At 46.1% G+C, this 18,658-nt stretch carries 11 protein-coding genes and 1 pseudogene; 4 read left to right on the forward strand and 8 right to left on the reverse strand.

Going from position 1 to position 18,658, the window contains the following annotated elements:
* Positions 1–12: 12 nt before the first annotated feature.
* The gene (locus DWX62_RS08820; protein ID WP_005823927.1) at positions 13–1,188 is read right to left on the reverse strand and encodes a FecR family protein; all 1,176 of its coding nucleotides are present in this window, start codon (positions 1,186–1,188) and stop codon (positions 13–15) included.
* 104 nt (positions 1,189–1,292) lie between these two features.
* The gene (locus DWX62_RS08825) at positions 1,293–1,859 is read right to left on the reverse strand and encodes an RNA polymerase sigma-70 factor (protein ID WP_005823929.1); all 567 of its coding nucleotides are present in this window, start codon (positions 1,857–1,859) and stop codon (positions 1,293–1,295) included.
* 467 nt (positions 1,860–2,326) lie between these two features.
* Between DWX62_RS08825 and DWX62_RS08830 the strand changes: the two genes are divergently transcribed.
* The 3 genes and pseudogenes from DWX62_RS08830 (at position 2,327) to DWX62_RS08840 (ending at position 6,330) form a co-directional block, all read left to right on the forward strand.
* Positions 2,327–3,718, forward strand: coding sequence for a PTS sugar transporter subunit IIC (locus tag DWX62_RS08830; RefSeq protein ID WP_005823931.1), 1,392 nt, complete (start codon positions 2,327–2,329; stop codon positions 3,716–3,718).
* 27 nt (positions 3,719–3,745) lie between these two features.
* Positions 3,746–4,702 (forward strand): 5-dehydro-4-deoxy-D-glucuronate isomerase, encoded by a 957-nt coding sequence (kduI, locus tag DWX62_RS08835; protein WP_005823932.1) that lies wholly within the window; start codon positions 3,746–3,748, stop codon positions 4,700–4,702.
* Between the two features lie 141 nt (positions 4,703–4,843).
* Positions 4,844–6,330 (forward strand): annotated as a pseudogene (locus DWX62_RS08840) (MFS transporter).
* Positions 6,331–6,651: 321 nt separating this feature from the next.
* Here the strand turns inward: DWX62_RS08840 and DWX62_RS08845 are convergent.
* The 6 genes from DWX62_RS08845 to DWX62_RS08870 form a co-directional block, all read right to left on the reverse strand.
* On the reverse strand, positions 6,652–10,083 hold the full coding sequence (locus tag DWX62_RS08845) for an AAA domain-containing protein (RefSeq protein WP_009037148.1): 3,432 nt from the start codon (positions 10,081–10,083) through the stop codon (positions 6,652–6,654).
* Positions 10,083–10,904 carry a twin-arginine translocase subunit TatC gene (gene tatC, locus DWX62_RS08850; RefSeq protein WP_009037149.1) on the reverse strand — a complete coding sequence of 274 codons (822 nt, stop codon included), beginning with the start codon at positions 10,902–10,904 and terminating at the stop codon, positions 10,083–10,085. Before tatC ends, DWX62_RS08845 begins: the two co-directional genes overlap by 1 nt.
* A gap of 192 nt (positions 10,905–11,096) precedes the next feature.
* The gene (tatA, locus tag DWX62_RS08855) at positions 11,097–11,312 is read right to left on the reverse strand and encodes a twin-arginine translocase TatA/TatE family subunit (RefSeq protein WP_005823939.1); all 216 of its coding nucleotides are present in this window, start codon (positions 11,310–11,312) and stop codon (positions 11,097–11,099) included.
* A gap of 111 nt (positions 11,313–11,423) precedes the next feature.
* Positions 11,424–13,940, reverse strand: coding sequence for a bifunctional UDP-N-acetylmuramoyl-tripeptide:D-alanyl-D-alanine ligase/alanine racemase (locus DWX62_RS08860; RefSeq protein WP_009037150.1), 2,517 nt, complete (start codon positions 13,938–13,940; stop codon positions 11,424–11,426).
* Positions 13,916–14,905: a GSCFA domain-containing protein gene (locus tag DWX62_RS08865; RefSeq protein WP_009037151.1), complete on the reverse strand. Its 990-nt coding sequence runs from the start codon at positions 14,903–14,905 to the stop codon at positions 13,916–13,918. The genes DWX62_RS08860 and DWX62_RS08865 overlap by 25 nt, the downstream gene beginning before the upstream one ends.
* 154 nt (positions 14,906–15,059) lie before the next feature.
* Positions 15,060–16,157, reverse strand: coding sequence for a hypothetical protein (locus DWX62_RS08870; RefSeq protein ID WP_117877933.1), 1,098 nt, complete (start codon positions 16,155–16,157; stop codon positions 15,060–15,062).
* 571 nt (positions 16,158–16,728) lie between these two features.
* On the opposite strand from DWX62_RS08870, the gene dxs reads away from it, so the two are divergent.
* Entirely contained in the window at positions 16,729–18,633 is a 1,905-nt protein-coding gene (gene dxs / locus DWX62_RS08880; protein WP_117877857.1) for a 1-deoxy-D-xylulose-5-phosphate synthase, read from the forward strand.
* The last annotated feature ends 25 nt before the right edge of the window (positions 18,634–18,658 follow it).

An 18,658-nucleotide genomic window follows, 5' to 3' on the forward strand; every position in this document is an offset into this window, starting at 1 on the left:
ATTATTAAATGGTTATTTATAGAATATAATAGTTTTACCGTTGATTTTGACATGTATGTTTTCCGTCGCTTCCAGTAGCTCAAGGAAAGGAGCTATTTCCTCATAACGGTTCACATAGCAACCGAAACGCAGGTTCTTTAACGCTTCGTCTGAATAGTCCACTTCAATATTATACCACCTTGAAAGGATTCTCATAATATCTTCCAGCCGTTGATCTTTAAAATTGATTTTTCCCTTCACCCATGATGTATAGAAGGCAGTATCTACTGTACGCACTTGTATATTCCCGCTCCCGGGAATTAATGATGCCTGCTGTGAAGGTTTTAAGACAAGACTCTGTCCCTCCCCGGTGTCCACCTTAACAGAACCACTGACAAGAGTCGCCTGATATTCTTCACCCGGATAGGCCGAAATATTGAAAGTTGTTCCCAACACCTCAATCTGCATACCTTGAGTCGATACAATGAAGGGATGACCGGTCTTATTTACTTCAAAATAAGCTTCTCCCGCCAATTCCACTTCCCGCTTCCCTGCTTCGAAAGCAAGCGGAAAACGTAGACTGCTCATTGAATTCAGATGTACTTTTGTACCATCATTCAGAACAAGTGTATACTCACCGCCTCGAGGCACTTCAACTTTATTATATGCCAAAGCTGACAGCACAACCTGCCCGTCTGCAGCGCTGTAGTTCAAGGTCGTCGAATCTATCTGTATTTGTTTACCAGCCAACTGCAACTGCCGCCCATCGGCATTCTCATCCAGATAAACCGTTTCCCCATTATCCAATGTAAGAATAGCTTTGGCTCCACCCGGCAGTATTTGCTGGGCAGCCAATAATTGATTGCCATCCATGACATGGGGTACAGAAATATCCTGAAATGCAAAAACCAATATCAGCACCGGTGCAATAAAAAGAGCAACGTACCGTAACAGTTTCAAATGTCTCCTTCTGAGCTCCATCCTCTTGATACGTGTTTCGACACCTTTCCATCCAGCCTGCGAATCAAACTCCATTTTACGAATTTCGTGCTGTGCATAATGTTCATCACTACAAATCTTTTGGAAAAGCTGCTCATGGCTTTTGCTCTCTTTGCGCCATTTATCCAAAAAACGGCTCTCTTCCGGTGTTACTTCACCGGATAGGTGCCTGGAAATAAGATGAGCTATATGAAAGTACTCTTTTATCATAATTTGGCATGTTTTAGTCTATCTTTAATGATAATACAAGCCAAAATGAAAACATGGTGAATCGATAAAGACTTTTTTTTGAAAAAATAGAAAAAAATGTGCTTTTAGATAAATAACAGAAGGCAATAATAATAATCGGTAAGGAATGCACGAAGCTTTTTATAAGCCACTTTTTTAAGAGTATGTACCGTTTCGGGAGAGACATTGAGACGCTCTGCTATTTCTGCATTCTTTTTACCTTCCAGAGCCAACTGCATGATGGCTCTCATTTGGGTAGGAAGTTTCTCTATAGCTTCTGACAGAATCCGGAAAGTCTCTTCTTCCACAATCGCATCACGAAAAAAAGCATCTGCTTTTTTGGCTATAATCTTTTGCTCGTATTCATGAGCTACCTTCGAATGCTCAAGTTCGTTCAAGGCATGGTTACGTACGGCCGTATAAAGAAAAGCTTTCACCTGATGAAGATAAAAGAAATCGTCTCTTATCTGCCACAACTTGGCAAATACGTCTTGTACTATATCTGCTGACATATCCGCATCCTCCATGTATTGGAACGCGAAAGAACAAAGCGCCGCATAATATTCCTTAAAAATATTATGAAACTCTTGCTCATCCAGCTTAATGCTTACAACAGAGTGGGATTTATCCTTTTTTATCAGATTTAGCGCCATATTTATGCTTTTCGGGCGCTAATATAGTTAAATTTTCAGAATATAACCAATATAACTATCAATCCTCTAAATCTTTTCCCCATAAATCAATATCGGATGGAGCTTTCCATAAGCTCCATCCGACCAATAGTCCTATTGCCAATAAAAAAATCAAATATATCATTATAGTCCGGTTTGTTTCAATGTCTTATAATAACACAGTAAACTGGATTAAAGTTCACTCCACCCAAAATTGTTGTTTTTCCTATGTATACTTTTCAATGCAGAGAGTGTATTATTTGGTTTTCGTGTACGAAAACGAGCAATTTTGTGCACGATAACGACCAATTTCGTCCAAAATTGTCCCATTTACTAAATAATTATGCTTTTCGAGTTTGATTAATTGAGAAAAGGTCTTATTTTTGACCCGGTTTTTAATTCATACTATTGCAAAAACAAACTCAATTACCTAATTAAATCACAAGAGAATGGAACAAGTTTTCGGCTATATCATCGGCTTAGGAGCAGCAGTGATGATGCCTATAATCTTTACAATTTTGGGAGTATGCATCGGCATCAAATTCAGTAAGGCGCTAAAGAGTGGTCTGCTGGTAGGTGTCGGTTTCGTAGGTCTGTCAGTTGTCACTGCGCTGTTGACCAGCAGCCTCGGTCCTGCTCTGAGCCAAGTCGTTGAAATTTACGGTCTTCAGTTGAAAGTATTCGATATGGGATGGCCTGCAGCTGCGGCTGTAGCCTATAACACATCGGTGGGTGCATTCATCATTCCGGTATGTTTGGGAGTAAATCTTCTGATGTTATTAACGAAAACGACCCGTACGGTCAATATCGACCTTTGGAACTACTGGCATTTCGCATTTATCGGCGCAGTCGTTTATTTTGCCAGCGACAATATCTGGTGGGGTTTCTTCGCCGCTATTATCTGCTACATCATTACCCTGATTATGGCCGACTATACCGCCGACAAATTCCAGGGATTCTACGACAAGATGGAGGGTATCTCCATTCCCCAGCCTTTCTGCGCAGGTTTCGTTCCATTTGCCGTAGTCATCAATAAAGCATTGGACAAAATCCCCGGTTTTGACAAATTGAACATTGATGCGGAAGGCATGAAGAAGAAATTCGGTTTGCTGGGTGAGCCTCTGTTCCTGGGTATTCTGGTCGGTTGCGGTATCGGTGCTTTGTCTTGCAAGAACGGTCAGGAACTGGTAGACAAGATACCTTATATATTAGGTTTGGGTATCAAGATGGGCGCCGTAATGGAGCTGATTCCGCGTATCACCGCTTTGTTCATCGAAGGCTTGAAGCCTATTTCTGATGCTACCCGCGAGCTGATTGCCAAGAAGTTCAAAGGTGCTGTCGGCCTGAACATCGGTATGAGCCCCGCATTGGTTATCGGCCATCCTGCAACGCTGGTGGTTTCCCTGCTGCTGATTCCCGTAACCATACTGCTGGCTGTCATCCTGCCGGGTAACCAGTTCCTGCCTCTGGCATCGCTGGCCGGAATGTTCTACCTCTTCCCACTGGTACTGCCCATCACGAAAGGAAATGTAGTAAAGACGTTCATCATCGGACTCGTTGTACTGACCATCGGTCTTTATTTCGTAACAGACCTCGCCCCCTATTTCACACAAGCAGCCCACGATGTATACGAGAAGACACAAGATGCTGCCGTGAATATCCCCGCCGGCTTTGAAGGCGGCGCACTGGATTTTGCATCCAGCCCCTTTGCTTGGGTCATTTTCCACCTGACCTACTCGTTGAAATGGATAGGCTCCGGTATCCTTGTATTATGCACATTGTTCCTGATGATTATGAACCGTCGTGCTATCATCAAATACCAGAAATCAATCAAAAATTAAAAGTTAAAAATTAAATAGTAACGGATTATGAAAAAGTTAGTACTTGCATTTATGATGGGAGCAGCTGCCATGGCAGCCAATGCCCAAGTGAATTACAAAGTGCAGACCGCCTGCCATCCGCAGGACGTGAAGCATTATGACACGGAACTTCTGCGCAGCAGATTCATGATGGACAAAGTGATGGCTCCGGATGAAATCAACGTAACCTACACCCTCTACGACCGATTGATTTACGGTGGCGCCATGCCGGTGAACAAGACATTGAAGTTGGAAGTGTTCCGTGAACTGGGTCCGGAAATCACTTACTTCCTCGAACGCCGCGAACTGGGTGTCATCAATACCGGCGGTGACGGAGTGGTTACTGTAGACGGTAAGGAATACCCCATGAAGTATAAGGAAGCCCTTTACGTAGGCTGCGGAAATAAGGAAGTAACCTTCAAGAGCAACGACGCTACCAATCCCGCCAAGTTCTACATCAACTCGGCCCCGGCCTACAAACCCTATGTTACTCAGCTGATTACCACCGATGCCAAGCTTCAGAAAGCCAACCCCAAGAAATATGCACTGGGCATCTCCGACCATTATGGAAAAATGGAAGACAGCAACGACCGTATCGTAAACCAGCTGATTGTGAAAGATGTACTGGAAAGAGTGAAAGACGGCGGTACCAACCAGTTGCAGATGGGACTCACGGAACTGGCTCCCGGCTCTGTATGGAATACCATGCCTGCCCACACGCACACTCGCCGCATGGAAGCTTACTACTACTTCAACCTGAAACCCGGCAACGCTATCTGTCACCTGATGGGCGAACCGCAGGAAGAACGTTTGATATGGCTGCACAACGAACAAGCCATCACTTCTCCCGAATGGTCCATCCACGCTGCTGCCGGAACCAGCAACTATACTTTCATCTGGGGTATGGGCGGTGAAAACCTGAAATACAGCGACAAAGACGAAATCAAATACATCGATATGAAATAAAGTTGCCCTGCAACGTCCGATAGGCATGGACTTAAATAATCCATGCCTATTTTTGTCATTTTCTACATCCTTTTTACTCAATATTACACCTCGAACAACACACAAACCCCTACATTTGCATCAAAATATAAATCTATTATCATGAGTACATTTCAAAACACCGCAGGGCGGATGACCAATTACCGTTGGATTATCTGCGCCATGCTATTCTTCGCGACAACCGTCAATTACCTCGACCGCCAGGTTCTTTCATTGACCTGGAAAGATTTCATCTCCCCCGAATTCCACTGGACCGATACACACTACGGCTACATCACAGCTATCTTTTCCATCGTCTATGCCTTAGGCAATCTGTTTGCCGGACGTTTCATCGACTGGATGGGAACGAAAAAAGGGTATTTATGGGCCATTGCCGTATGGTCTATCGGTGCTTGTATGCACGCCCTCTGCGGACTTGCCACAGAAATGACCCTCGGCATTGAAAATGCCGCCAACATGATTAGCGCTACCGGTGCATTGGCCTCTACCATAGCCATCACCAGCGTTTACTACTTCATTGCCGCCCGTATCATACTGGGCATCGGTGAAGCAGGAAACTTTCCTGCCGCCATCAAGGTGACTGCCGAATATTTTCCAAAGAAAGACCGTGCCTTCTCCACTTCCATATTCAATGCCGGCTCTACCATCGGAGCACTGATAGCCCCATTGTGTATCCCTACCCTGGCCCGCTACTTCCAACGCATGGGCGTGGGCAACGGCTGGGAAATGGCTTTTATCGTTATCGGCGGATTGGGTTTCATCTGGATGGGACTGTGGATATTCATGTACAAGAAACCTGATGAAAATCCACACGTAAACGCAGCTGAGCTGGCATATATAGAACAAGACAAAGACAATGAGAAGGATAAAAAGGCGACTACTCCGACAACCAAGGATGAAAAGAGCATTTCTTTCCTGCAATGTTTCAAATATCCGCAAACCTGGGCTGTATTTTTCGGCAAATTCATGACTGACGGTGTATGGTGGTTCTTCCTCTTCTGGGCACCCGCATACATTTCGGACGTTTACGGATTCTCCTCAGATACTCCCACGGCACAGATGCTTATCTTTGTGCTCTATGCCATCACGATGTTGTCCGTCTATGGCGGGAAATTGCCCACCATCATTATCAACAAAACCGGTAAGAACCCCTACGCCGCACGCATGCAGGCCATGTTCATCTTTGGTTCCCGCTATTGGCATTGTTTGCACAGCCATTGGGCAACAAGGAAGTATTTGGCGAACAAGCCTATTGGTTCCCGATTATCATCATAGGTATTGCAGGCGCTGCCCATCAGTCCTGGTCGGCCAACATCTATTCTGTGGTAGGTGATATGTTTCCCAAGAGCACCATTGCCACCATTGTGGGAATCGGAGGTATGGCGGGCGGTATCAGCTCATTCCTTATCAACATGAGTTCCGGTTTGCTGTTCGACTATGCCGACAAGACACAAATGGTATTTCTTGGATTCCAGGGCAAGCCTGCCGGATATTTCATCATCTTCTGTGTATGTGCAGTGTCCTACCTGATAGGCTGGTGCATCATGAAGGCACTGGTTCCGAAGTACAAACCGATTATAGTGGACTAATCAGAAGTCTCTATATAGATATTCAGAATCATGCGGAGTTTGCAAACTGCATTACATGCCTTGCAAACTCCGCACAAAAAAAGCCTTTTCTCACGAAATGGCTTTTCTTCGTTCAATTACAGTCAAAAACAAAAAACTGTAAATGGAACACAATTTAAGATGAAAAAAAGGGAAGTCTCACGACTTCCACAATTCTTCTAACCTTAAATCTAAATCTCTATGAAAAAAACGTGATGCAAAGATAATGGTTTATCTCACACAGCGTTATTAATAAACTCTATAAAGAAGCAGAAAATATTTAAGATTTACTAAATAAGACGGTTACGAATGGCAAACTACAGACAAGAGCTCGGCATAAATAGGATTAAGTTTCAATAGTTGCGGCACTCCTGTCATAAACATCTGCCTGCGGGCACGAGTAAGGGCAACATTCAATTTCCGGTCAATCCGAGTACCGTTTTCCTCCGTCATATTTGCCAGAAACTTCAACTGATAAGCCCGGTTCACACAGAAAGAGTAGATAATAACATCCCGTTCGCTACCTTGGAAGCGTTCCACGGTGTCTACCAATATATCCTCCAAAGGAGCAATACCCAAAGCAGCAATCTCTTTCTTAATCAAGGCTATCTGACTGCGATAAGGAGTGATGACACCTAAAGTGACAGCCGGGTTGAAACCGGAAACAGCTGCATACTGCCGATAGATAGCCGCTGCCAACCGTGCCACAATCCGCGCCTCCGAATGGTTCATCTTGGCCGACTGTGCCGGCGGTTCGACTGCGGCAGGCAGAAAAGCGACACGACGAGTCAGCAAGCCGGCAAACTCACAATCACACAGCTCAGGAGCAAGAATCAGCTCTCCCTGCTGGTGCGGCAGACCAACCGGTTCCAACAGACCACCGTAAAAAGCCCGGTTAGGAAACAAAGCTACCTCGATATTCATACGACCCTGACGGCAGAGCATGTCGTAGGAGGGATGAGGGATAAAAGATGAAGAATGAGAGGTTGATGCCTGGCGATTGGCACTTTCCTTGGAGAGATTCCTATAAAGGCGTTCGAAAAGGGAATCTTTCAAATTATACAATCCGATGGCCTGCAAAGCTTCGTCACACACTTCCGACTGCTCGGACGACTGCAAGACCACTGCGGGTAGCTGCTTATGGTCACCTATCAAAATAAATTTGCCGATGGCATCCGCGCCTGCGGGATTGCGGGTACAGAGTAATCCCAGCAGTTGTGGTTCCAAAATTTGGGTAGCCTCATCCACAATCGCTACATCAAAAGTCTTCAACCGGAAAAGTTCGGTCTTGGAAGAAAGCGTGGCAACCGTACCGACAAAAACACGGCAACGGGCAATGCGCTCCTGCACCTGCCGCCGAGTGGCACAAGATTCCAACACATTCTCAATCAGATACGGGCGGAATGAGTCATCGCAAGACAACTCACTGCCTAAACGGATAAAGTCTATTTCAGGCTCAATGGAAGCCAGCGCCTTACTGATTTCATCTACAGCACGATTGGTATACGAAAGCAGTAGAATCTGTTTCCCCTCCCGGTAAAAGGCTTCTACCATGCCCCGCAGCGCGCGAGAGGTCTTGCCGGTACCCGGCGGACCGATTAAAAGGAAATAGTCGCGGGCAGCCTGCGCTTTTAGAATAATCCGCGAAAAATCATCCGGAGCGGTCGCAATACCAGTATCCAAAGAAGCATCGAACTCGGGAGGGCGCTGCCCCAACAACAAATCACGCCGTCTTTGAGTGGCAGAAAGGAAAGCGGAAAGTCCCAGATACATGCTACGAAAGGAGGTGTCCATATAGTCGTGTTCTATGGCATAAAGGCTAGCAGCAGGCAATACACCCGCATTCTGCTGAGTGGCACGAAGACGGATACAGACCTCGTTATCGGATATGCGCTCTATATTACCTTTAAACACCATCTTGTTGGTAACGTTGTCGGTATCCGTATTCCGTTCGTAAAGAACCACCGCATCACCCTGACGGAAATTGGGCAGAACCCGCTCCTGCCGGGAAGCAACCATTTGCTTCGTTCTGAGTGACAAATACGGTTTATGCGCATCTGCCGCATGATTCTCGCAAATAGCCAAATCGTACAGAATTTCACCTGCCTCACATTTCTCAGCCAGTGTGGAAAGCCAGAGGGCGGCAGCACCGGTACGTCCTTCATAATCCACATCTCCAGATTTGGAGGTATAGAGTTCCTTGGTTATAAAGTTATAGAGCGTATAAAAATAGCTTTGTTCCAACGACGAAAGCGAACGGATGCGTTGCGCTACGGCATCGATGGAGGGGCAAAGGAAGCGTTTCCACAAGGTATTGTCCAAACCGCGCTCATTCAAGGTATCCGGATGGATGTCTTTCAGGCGCTCTGCCGTATACTGTGGGCTATTCCGTAACTGGATGCCATATTCATTGGCTACAATCCGGTTACGCACATCCATCACACGGCGCACCATTGCCCACGAAGGACGCGCCGGATAAAGCAACGGATAACGGGTATAGAGCAGATAAGCCTTTACACGTCGATGGTCCATTCCCATAGAATACTCCAACACAGCCTGATAGAGCAACATCTGCACCTTATTGTTTTCTTTAGGCTCCACCTTACCACGGATGGAATACTCGTCCGCCTTACCGGACTTCATTTCAATGAACGAGGTCATATCCCGCTGCATGTAGTCCAGACGCCCTTGCAAACCCAATGCTTCACAGATGTAAGAGGGTTCCAGCACGGCATCAGTCCTATCGAGCTCATAGCCGGATGCACGAAATGTTTCTGTCACCGTCCGGTGGATATTATCGAAATGGCGCTTGCAATCGGAAAAGAATTCAGCTTCCTTCTCCCGGTCGCGCAGGTCGGCACATGCTGCCAGCTCGATGGGATAAGAACGGAAGGCCTTCTTCATGCATGCCAAATAATCGGGTGCCTCCTTGGCATGAATCCATTCGTCCAGAAAGAGGTTGGCAATATTACCCAACAGTAACGGACGGGTATTGTCTGGCGACTGGAGCCGTGCCAGGATATAATTGGCAGGATGATGCCCGTAATCCTTGAAGCATTCGGCAAGCGAACTGATGTCTATCAAGTAATCGGGCTCAAGTATAATAAAGGAAGGGGTGAGTATGCCGACTTCGTCCACCGTAACATCCAGCAGATTGACCTGGGCATGCCGCCACAGAATCCGGCAGATTTCTGCAAACTCTTCATTAATCTGAGGTACATTATAACGGACACGCAACGGCTCATCGGCTACAGTGTCTACGGGCAGTACATATAAATAAGTATCATCGGCATACTGAAAACAGACGCGCATGCGCTTTATCCGTTCTTTGGCGGGCGGTGCCACTATATAGGTGGCATCCGCACGGGGTAGCAGGCGATAAAGTTCGGCAGGTATCTCCTCCCCCGTCAAGCGCTTGACAAAGAATGCCAGTGTCTTGGCATCACGCAACAACTGTTCACGTTGCGGTTCCGCCTGGCGGTTCAGAATAGCATTGGAGGTCAGCCGGAAGGTATGCAGACGGTTCTGTTCCACGGTGGAAAGTCCGGCCTTCGAAGCCACGAAACTGATACGTGCAGAAAGGTCCGTCATCTGCAAGCTGCCGTCGGGCATCTGTGTACGGCACAAACGCTCCAGCAACTCGCGCAATTGCCGATAGGCCACGTCCAAGGAGATTTCCTCAACGTGGCAGGCTTCCAGCAATATACTAAAATATTCCTTTACTTCACAATCCATCATTCCTCTGTCTCCACTTCTTCCGCTTCATCATCAGTCTTTTTATCCTTTATCATCAGGATACTCAACTCATAGAGCAGATAAAGCGGCACCGCCACTACTGTCAAGGTAAACGGGTCACCGGTCGGAGTAATGATGGCCGAGGCAATAACAATGATGACAACAGCATGACGGCGGTATTTCCGCAAAAAGGTCTTGTGCACCAGTCCCAGCAGGGAAAGCAGCCATGTCACCAGCGGCAGTTCGAATGCCAGTCCCATGCAAAGCACCAACATCATGAAATTGTCGATGTACGAGTTCAGGGAAATTTGATTCTCGATGGCTGCGCTCAATTGATAAGTGGAAAGGAAACGCAATGTCAGCGGATAGACCATAAAATACCCCAGCAACACACCGATGAAGAACATCACCGTACCTATACCCAGCGCTTTCCTCACCCCTTTACGCTCGTTTGGATAGAGTGCAGGGCTTACAAAGCGCCAGATTTCATAGAAAGTATAAGGAGCAGCCGTTACCACCGACATCCAGAAAGCGGTAGACATGTGGACAAAGAACGGTGCGGCAAGATTGATATTGACGAGCTTCACATGAAACTCCTGGGTAAAGAATTCATCCTGCAAATCCAGTCTCTGCCCTATCCAGCGCAGCAAGTCATAGAAAATGAAGTCGTTATGGCAAGGAGCCAATATCACATTGTCAAACAGATAAGGCATGGCAATAAAATAACCGATAGCCAATACAAACCACACACCGAGTACACGAAACAACACCCGGCGCAACTCGTCCAAGTGGTCCCAAAAGGTTAGTTCTTTTTCTGACATAAAGGGATTTACTATTTGACAATTTACTATTTACTATTTGGGCTGCGCTGCGGGGATTTACTATTTGACAATTTACAATTTACTATTTGGGCTGCGCTGTGGAAAAGGCAACAAGCCTACCCATACTCCTGAACTTCTCAGAGTATCAAATAGTAAATAGTAAATTGTCAAATAATAAATACCCTTGTTCCTTTATTTCTTTTCAGCCGGTTTATCCAAATCTTCCTGAGCCTTGTTTATCTCTTCTTTGGCTTCATTCACACCATCCTTGAAGCTCTTCACTCCTTTGCCCAAACCACGCATCAATTCGGGAATTTTCTTACCACCAAACAACAGCAAGATGACCAATGCAATAATTATCCATTCGGAACCGCTGGGCAGAAAGCCTAATAAAAGTAAGTTTGTCATAGTTATATCTGATTAATTATAGTGCAAAGATAGGAAAATTAAGGATTAGGGATTAAGGATTAAGGATTAATTTTATCGCAATCCCTAATCCCTAATCCCTGCCCCCTATCTTCAGTCTTGATAATAAATACGTTTTACCCGTGTAGAAACGCTTGTCAACACCTCATAAGGAATAGTTTCGAGTACATCGGAAAGAACGGTTATAGGCAGATGGTCACCAAAAATTTCCACACTGTCACCCTCCTTGCAATCGATGTCCGTCACGTCAATCATACAGACATCCATGCAGATATTCCCTACATAGGCTGCCCGTTGGCCGTTTACAAGACAATAGGCATGTCCATTTCCAAGATGGCGGTTCAGGCCGTCGGCGTAACCGATGGGAAGAGCCGCTATACGCGACGGACGGGTGAGATGCCCTTTCCGGCTATACCCCACCGTATCCTCTTCGGGAACATCACGTATCTGGAGGATGGTAGTCTTCAACGTGCTCACATTATTCATAATGGAATTGTCTATGGGATTGACACCATAGAGGCCGATACCCAGGCGCACCATATCGAATTGCGCCCCGGGGAAACGCTCGATACCTGCGGAATTGCAGATATGGCGAAGTATCTTATGCGGAAAAGCCTCCTGCAATTCCATGGACGCTTTCTCGAACATTTCTATCTGCCGGCGTGTAAAACTGTCGAATTGTTGCGAATCGCTCCCTACCAAATGCGAGAAGACGGAACGGGCAATCACAGCATTCTGTCCCTTCAGCCGTTCTATCAGCCGGGGCATATCCTCCGGAGCAAACCCCAGGCGGTGCATACCGGTATCCAGCTTTATGTGGATGGGGAAGTTTGTGATACCTTCCTTTTCCGCTTCTTTAATCAAAGCGTCCAGCAGATGGAAGCTATATACTTCGGGCTCCAGCTTGTAATCGAACATGGTCTTGAAAGCAGTCATCTCAGGATTCATGATAATGATGTTCGCAGTGATGCCCGCTTTGCGGAGTTCGGAGCCTTCGTCGGCAACCGCCACGGCAAGATAATCGACATGATGTTCCTGCAAAGTCTTGGCTATCTCATAAGAACCTGCACCGTAAGCGGAGGCTTTCACCATGCAGACCATCTTTGTTTCCGGCTTCAGCTTGCCACGATAATAGTTCAGATTGGCAATCATCGCTCCAAGATTAACCTCCAGAATGGTTTCGTGCACCTTCTTCTCCAATACTTCCGTCAAGGAGTCAAAACCGAACTTACGTGCACCCTTAATCAGAATTATTTCGTTTTCAAGGCGAAGTTCCCCACGCTGAATGGCACGTATCAAGGCCGCTGTATCCGGATAAAAGGTCTTCTCTATATTAAAGCGTGCAGCGCAGGAAGATATTTCATTTCCTACACCTATGATGCGTTCAATGCCACGGCTGTTTACCAGCTGTGCCACTTGTCGGTAAAGTGTCGGCGTGTTCTGACCGGTCTCCAATATATCCGAAAGAACCAAAGTCCGCCTCAATCCCTTACTTTGCGAACGGCGGTAAAGAAAATCGAGTGCAATATCCAATGAGCCAAGGTCAGAATTATAACTGTCGTTAATCAACAGACAGTTGTTTTTTCCCTCCTTGACTTCCAGCCGCATGGCGATGGGTTCCAGCCTTGCCATACGTTCTGTAATCTGTTCGGCAGGAAGCATCAGATAGAGGCATGCGGCCAGGCAGTTCAGCGAATTCTCGATGGAAGCATCATCTATGAACGGTAGAGTAAACGTATTGTCCATATCCAGATAGCGATAGGAAATGACAGTACAGTCATCCCGTTTCTCCACTTTACTTATATATAGAGGACGTTCCATATCTTTCCGGCTCCACGCAATCTCACGTGCAGACAGCATGGACTTCGCCACACAGTTGCTGACGAACTCATCGTCACCATTATAAATCACTACATCACAATTCTTGAAAAGCGTCAGCTTCTCCATGCATTTCTCCTGCAACGAGAAGAAATTTTCCTGGTGAGCCCCTCCTATATTGGTCAGGATGCCTATGGTAGGCTTGATGATGTTCTGCAAAGCGCGCATTTCCCCCGGCTCGGAAATACCGGCTTCAAAAATAGCAAGTTCGGACTGTTCGTTCATCTGCCACACAGACAAAGGCACTCCAATCTGGGAGTTATAACTGCGGGGAGAACGGATAATGGCACGTTCCGGACTGAGCAACTGGTGCAGCCATTCTTTCACAACGGTCTTGCCGTTGCTTCCCGTAATACCGATGACCGGTATCTGGAACTGGTTCCGATGCTGTTCCGCCAGTTTTTGCAGGGCTTTCAGCGGGTTGGGAACAATGAGATAATTGACAATTGACTGCGCATCATCACGCTGCATAGCATTGTCAATTGTCAATTGTCCATTGTCCATTAATCTAAAGCTTTCTTCGCTAAGCACAAAATTACGTACTCCACGGGCATATAAATCTGTAATATAGCGCGCACCGTCATTCCTCTTGGTGGTCAAGGCAAAGAATAATGTTTCCTCAGGAAAATTCAGGGAACGGCTGTCAGTGAGCAGCCAGTCTATGGTAGCCGGCGCGTTTCCCATACGCCGTGCGCCAATACTTTCGGTTATGCTTTCAATCGAATACGACATATTTCTCTCTCTTTTTGGAAATCTAAGTACGGGTATTTTCCGTTAAGTTGGTCTATTTTTAACACAATTTGTCCTAAAAAACGCTTATACTCTTCTGAAGCGGGATAAAATGGCTTATGTGACAACATCTTACGGATATTTTCACTTTCTTCCATAATCCGTAACGCATCGGCAGAGATGCACGACCGGGTAAACCGTTCCCAGACATAGCGAATGGCTGTTTCGGAAGGATGCACCATGTCTTCTGCATAGAAGCGATAGTCACGAAGCTCGTCGAGCAGCAGCTCATAAGCCGGAAAATAGAAAACATGTTCCGGGAAAGTGGCTTGCAACTGGTTCACGGCAAGTAGCAGGGTAGCTTTACTGAGCTGGTTGGCATGCATTCCGTCACGTACGTGGCGGATGGGGCTGACGGTGAACAATACTTTCAGCCGGGGAATCCGCGCCAGCAAGCCGGAAAGCAAAGAGGTGTAGTCAGATACTATTTCACAGACAGAAAGCATACGGCGGGTAAAGCAGGACTCAGGTTGCTTATGACAATTGGCAACTACAGTTCCCGTCTTTTTATTTTCATAAACCCAGGCAGATCCGAAAGTCAGCAGCAGACAATCCAACCGGTCCAGCCTTTCATGGGCGCTTTTCAAACGCCCGTTAATGCCTGCCAATGTTTCCTCTGCAGAGACTGAGGAAAAACTACCATGATGCATGGCACTATGCCAAAGTTCATGAAAGAGGAAAATATCGTTTTCATTGTAGCATCTGCCCGCAATGATTTCACGCAATGCCGCAGAAATGGAAAACGGATTATAAAGCACACCATAAGGATTGACGTCACAACGGAACTTGGCATCCGCCAGCCTTTGCCCCATCTCGGACGCAAAACAAGAACCCATCAGCAACAGATTATTCTCTTGCGAAAGAAGGGGCATACTGGAAACTACTTCTACAGGCGTATAAAGATTCATAAGTTCGAAATAAATAAACCATTCACTTTCTCTGAAAAAATGATGTACCAACTGCTTGCTACGCCACAAAGATAGTAAATTTCAATATAAAAAAGGCAGGTGATATAACCTCTCATTATATCATCTGCCTTAAATAAAAATACTATATATTCTATTAATACCAATTAGCCGTAGGATCAGCCACCCAATCTGCAAAACCTGGATATTTATCATTAATAGCCTGACGCTCAGTAGTCCATTCATATCTTGTCTCTACACGTATCTTCTGCGGAGCTTTGCCAATCTCTGCTTTCAGTGTATATACTTCAGCATTTTGGCCTTCCACTTTGATATTTACGGCACCGGTACCGTTAACTCTGTACATCACCGGAGCCTTAGTTGCCCCAGCATCCGTATTTACCATTGTAGTATTAGAAACACCAAAGAGTTCATGAACTTCACGGCTATCACCGCCTACCTCAATATACAAAGGCAAAGTACCACCCGCAGCCTGCAGGGTAATGATAGTTGCTCCCCCATTGGTCGCTACATCAAACACGACATCGTTGAAGTCAAAATCATCACTGTCTCCAAGGTCTTCTGCTATGATTCTGTACGCATTCGTATATACGGCCGGAGAGATTTTCACAATCCAATCACTATAATACCCATCTGCAGCCACTTGTTGATTTGGGTTCTGTCCGGTAGCTTCAAAGTCAAATCCCACATAATAAGCACCCCCAATATATTGTATAGTATAATTATAGTGCATTTTACCATCCAAAGAAACCCTATAGCCAAAAGAAGACGTTCCACTATTCTGCATTAGCATTATAGCCCCCTCAGTAGCATTAAAATTATTGATATGCTCATCTGATGCTGCAACCAAAAAATCCATATTAGAGTGTGAGCCACTTACATGTTGAACAAAAAAGTCGGTCCAATCCACACCAATGGATTGTGGATTCTGATGTGTTTTAAACCATTCCGTAACCACTTCTTTTTCTGTAGCCGTAATACCCTCGGGTACTTCCGTAAAATCTTTCCATTGATTGCTATTAGTGTTAGCAACACGCGTTGTCGGTGTTGCCCCAAATCCCCAATCCTGATCAACTGCAATTTCTCCATACTTCTGCACGAAAGCCGATGCATACTGTGCCTCTTTCTTAGCCGCCGCCTTTTCCGGGTCGAACAAATCGCTATCAGAACCGCAAGCGGAAAATACCACTACGCCCATAATAGCCAAAATTCCAAAGTTGAGCTTTTTCTTCATATCATTCATTGTTTATTCATTTAACAATTCGTGATTACACCCCATTCCGACACATATTACAACCAAGGATATCATTATATACAACTCAAAATTGTATAACATATTGATAAATAGGACATATTCTACTTCGCAAATATACATAATACTATATCAAATAACAACCAAAACCTCAAAAAGTTGCAATAAATAATTTATTAAGTTGTATTTTTCAATAAACATTAAATTTAAAGCATCTCTTATCATAGATGCACACATACGAAAGTACAAGTCAATTTTTGAAAGGACTAATATCTTTGCCTACCAAAATTAAATTATTCCTATATGGAGAAAAAATCGTTCCACCATGGTGGAACGATTTTTTCTCCAGGATGGAACAATATTTTCTCCATGGAGGAACGATTTACTATCAGGCATCTTTTCCCTTAACCATAGGCAGGCTGAACGAGAAATATGGCGTATGCAAAGAGAAAGTAAAAACAGAAGTGAACAAAAGAGGCTTTTTTTCCTTCTAAAACTTCCCGCCATCCGTTTTCTTTTGCTATTTTTGCATTTTGTAATCTTCAGATTAGAAATGAGAACAGAACCAACAACATATAACTTGCTTAACACCATTACATTTCCCGAGGATTTACGCCAACTCAGCGTAGAAGAGCTTCCTGAAGTCTGTAAAGAATTGAGGCAAGACATTATAAAGGAGGTTTCGTGTAACCCCGGACATTTCGCTGCCAGCCTGGGCACGGTAGAGCTGACCGTTGCCCTGCACTACGTATTCAATACTCCGTACGACCGCATAGTCTGGGATGTAGGCCATCAGGCGTACGGGCACAAGATACTGACCGGACGCCGTGAAGCATTCTCCACCAACCGTAAATTCAAGGGAGTTCGTCCTTTTCCCTCACCAGAGGAAAGCGATTATGACACATTCACCTGCGGACATGCGTCAAATTCAATCTCCGCCGCTCTTGGCATGGCTGTTGCCGCTGCCGAAAAAGGCGAGAAAGACCGCCATGTGGTCGCCGTCATCGGTGATGGAAGCATGAGCGGCGGCCTGGCTTTCGAAGGACTGAACAACGCTTCGTCCACCCCCAACAACCTTCTTATCATTCTCAACGACAATGACATGTCGATAGACAGAAGTGTAGGTGGCATGAAGCAGTACCTTTTCAACCTGACTACCAGCAACCGCTATAACCAGCTGCGCTTCAAGACATCCAGACTGCTGTTCAAAATGGGACTTTTGAACGAGGACCGCCGCAAAGCGCTGATTCGCTTCGCCAACAGCCTGAAATCAATGGCCGCCCAGCAGCAGAATATCTTTGAAGGGATGAACATCCGCTACTTCGGCCCTATCAATGGACACGATGTGAAAAACATAGCCCGTGTCCTGCGGGACATCAAAGATATGCAGGGACCGAAAATACTGCATCTGCACACTGTGAAAGGAAAAGGCTTCGAACCTGCCGAGAAGAATCCGGATATCTGGCATGCACCGGGCAAATTCGATCCGGAAACCGGAGAACGCCTCAAGGCGGATACCAGCAATTTGCCTCCGCTTTTCCAGGACGTGTTTGGGGAAACGCTGGTAGAACTGGCAAAGGAAAATCCGAAAATCGTCGGAGTAACCCCCGCCATGCCCACCGGCTGCTCTATGAACAAGCTGATGGACACCATGCCCGACCGTGCCTTCGATGTGGGTATTGCCGAAGGGCATGCAGCCACTTTCTCGGGCGGTATGGCTAAAGAAGGAATGCAGCCTTTCTGCAACATCTACTCCTCCTTCATGCAGCGGGCATACGATAATGTCATCCATGACATCGCCCTGCTCCGCCTCCCCGTCGTACTTTGCCTAGACCGCGCCGGACTGGTAGGAGAAGACGGACCGACACACCATGGAGTTTTCGACCTGGCCTATTTCCGTCCGATTCCCAACCTGACCATATCTTCACCGATGGACGAACATGAATTGCGCCGCCTGATGTACACGGCACAGTTGCCGGACCAAGGTCCGTTCGTCATCCGCTATCCCCGCGGACGCGGCGTATTGCTGGATTGGAAATGTCCGCTGGAAGAAATCCCCGTAGGCAAAGGGCGCAGACTGAAAGAAGGCAAAGACCTGGCAGTCATCACCCTCGGTCCCATAGGCAACGTGGCCGCACGTGCCATAGAGCGTGCGGAGAAGGACAAAGGAATCTCCATAGCCCACTACGACCTGCGTTTTCTCAAGCCGCTCGACGAAGCCCTGCTGCACGAGGTGGGACTCAACTTCCAGCATGTCGTCACCATAGAAGACGGTGTCAAAAAAGGAGGAATGGGCAGTGCCATACTGGAGTTCATGGCGGACAATGACTATATTCCCCATTTCAGACGTATCGGTGTACCCGATGCCTTCATAGAACACGGCACCATACAAGAGTTGCACCATCTTTGCGGAATGGACGAAGAAGGAATCTATAATCAATTGATAATTGATAGTTGAAAATTGACAGTTTGAGCATTTACCC

This window comes from Bacteroides sp. AF20-13LB, from assembly GCF_003603065.1.
Classification (GTDB): domain Bacteria; phylum Bacteroidota; class Bacteroidia; order Bacteroidales; family Bacteroidaceae; genus Bacteroides; species Bacteroides uniformis.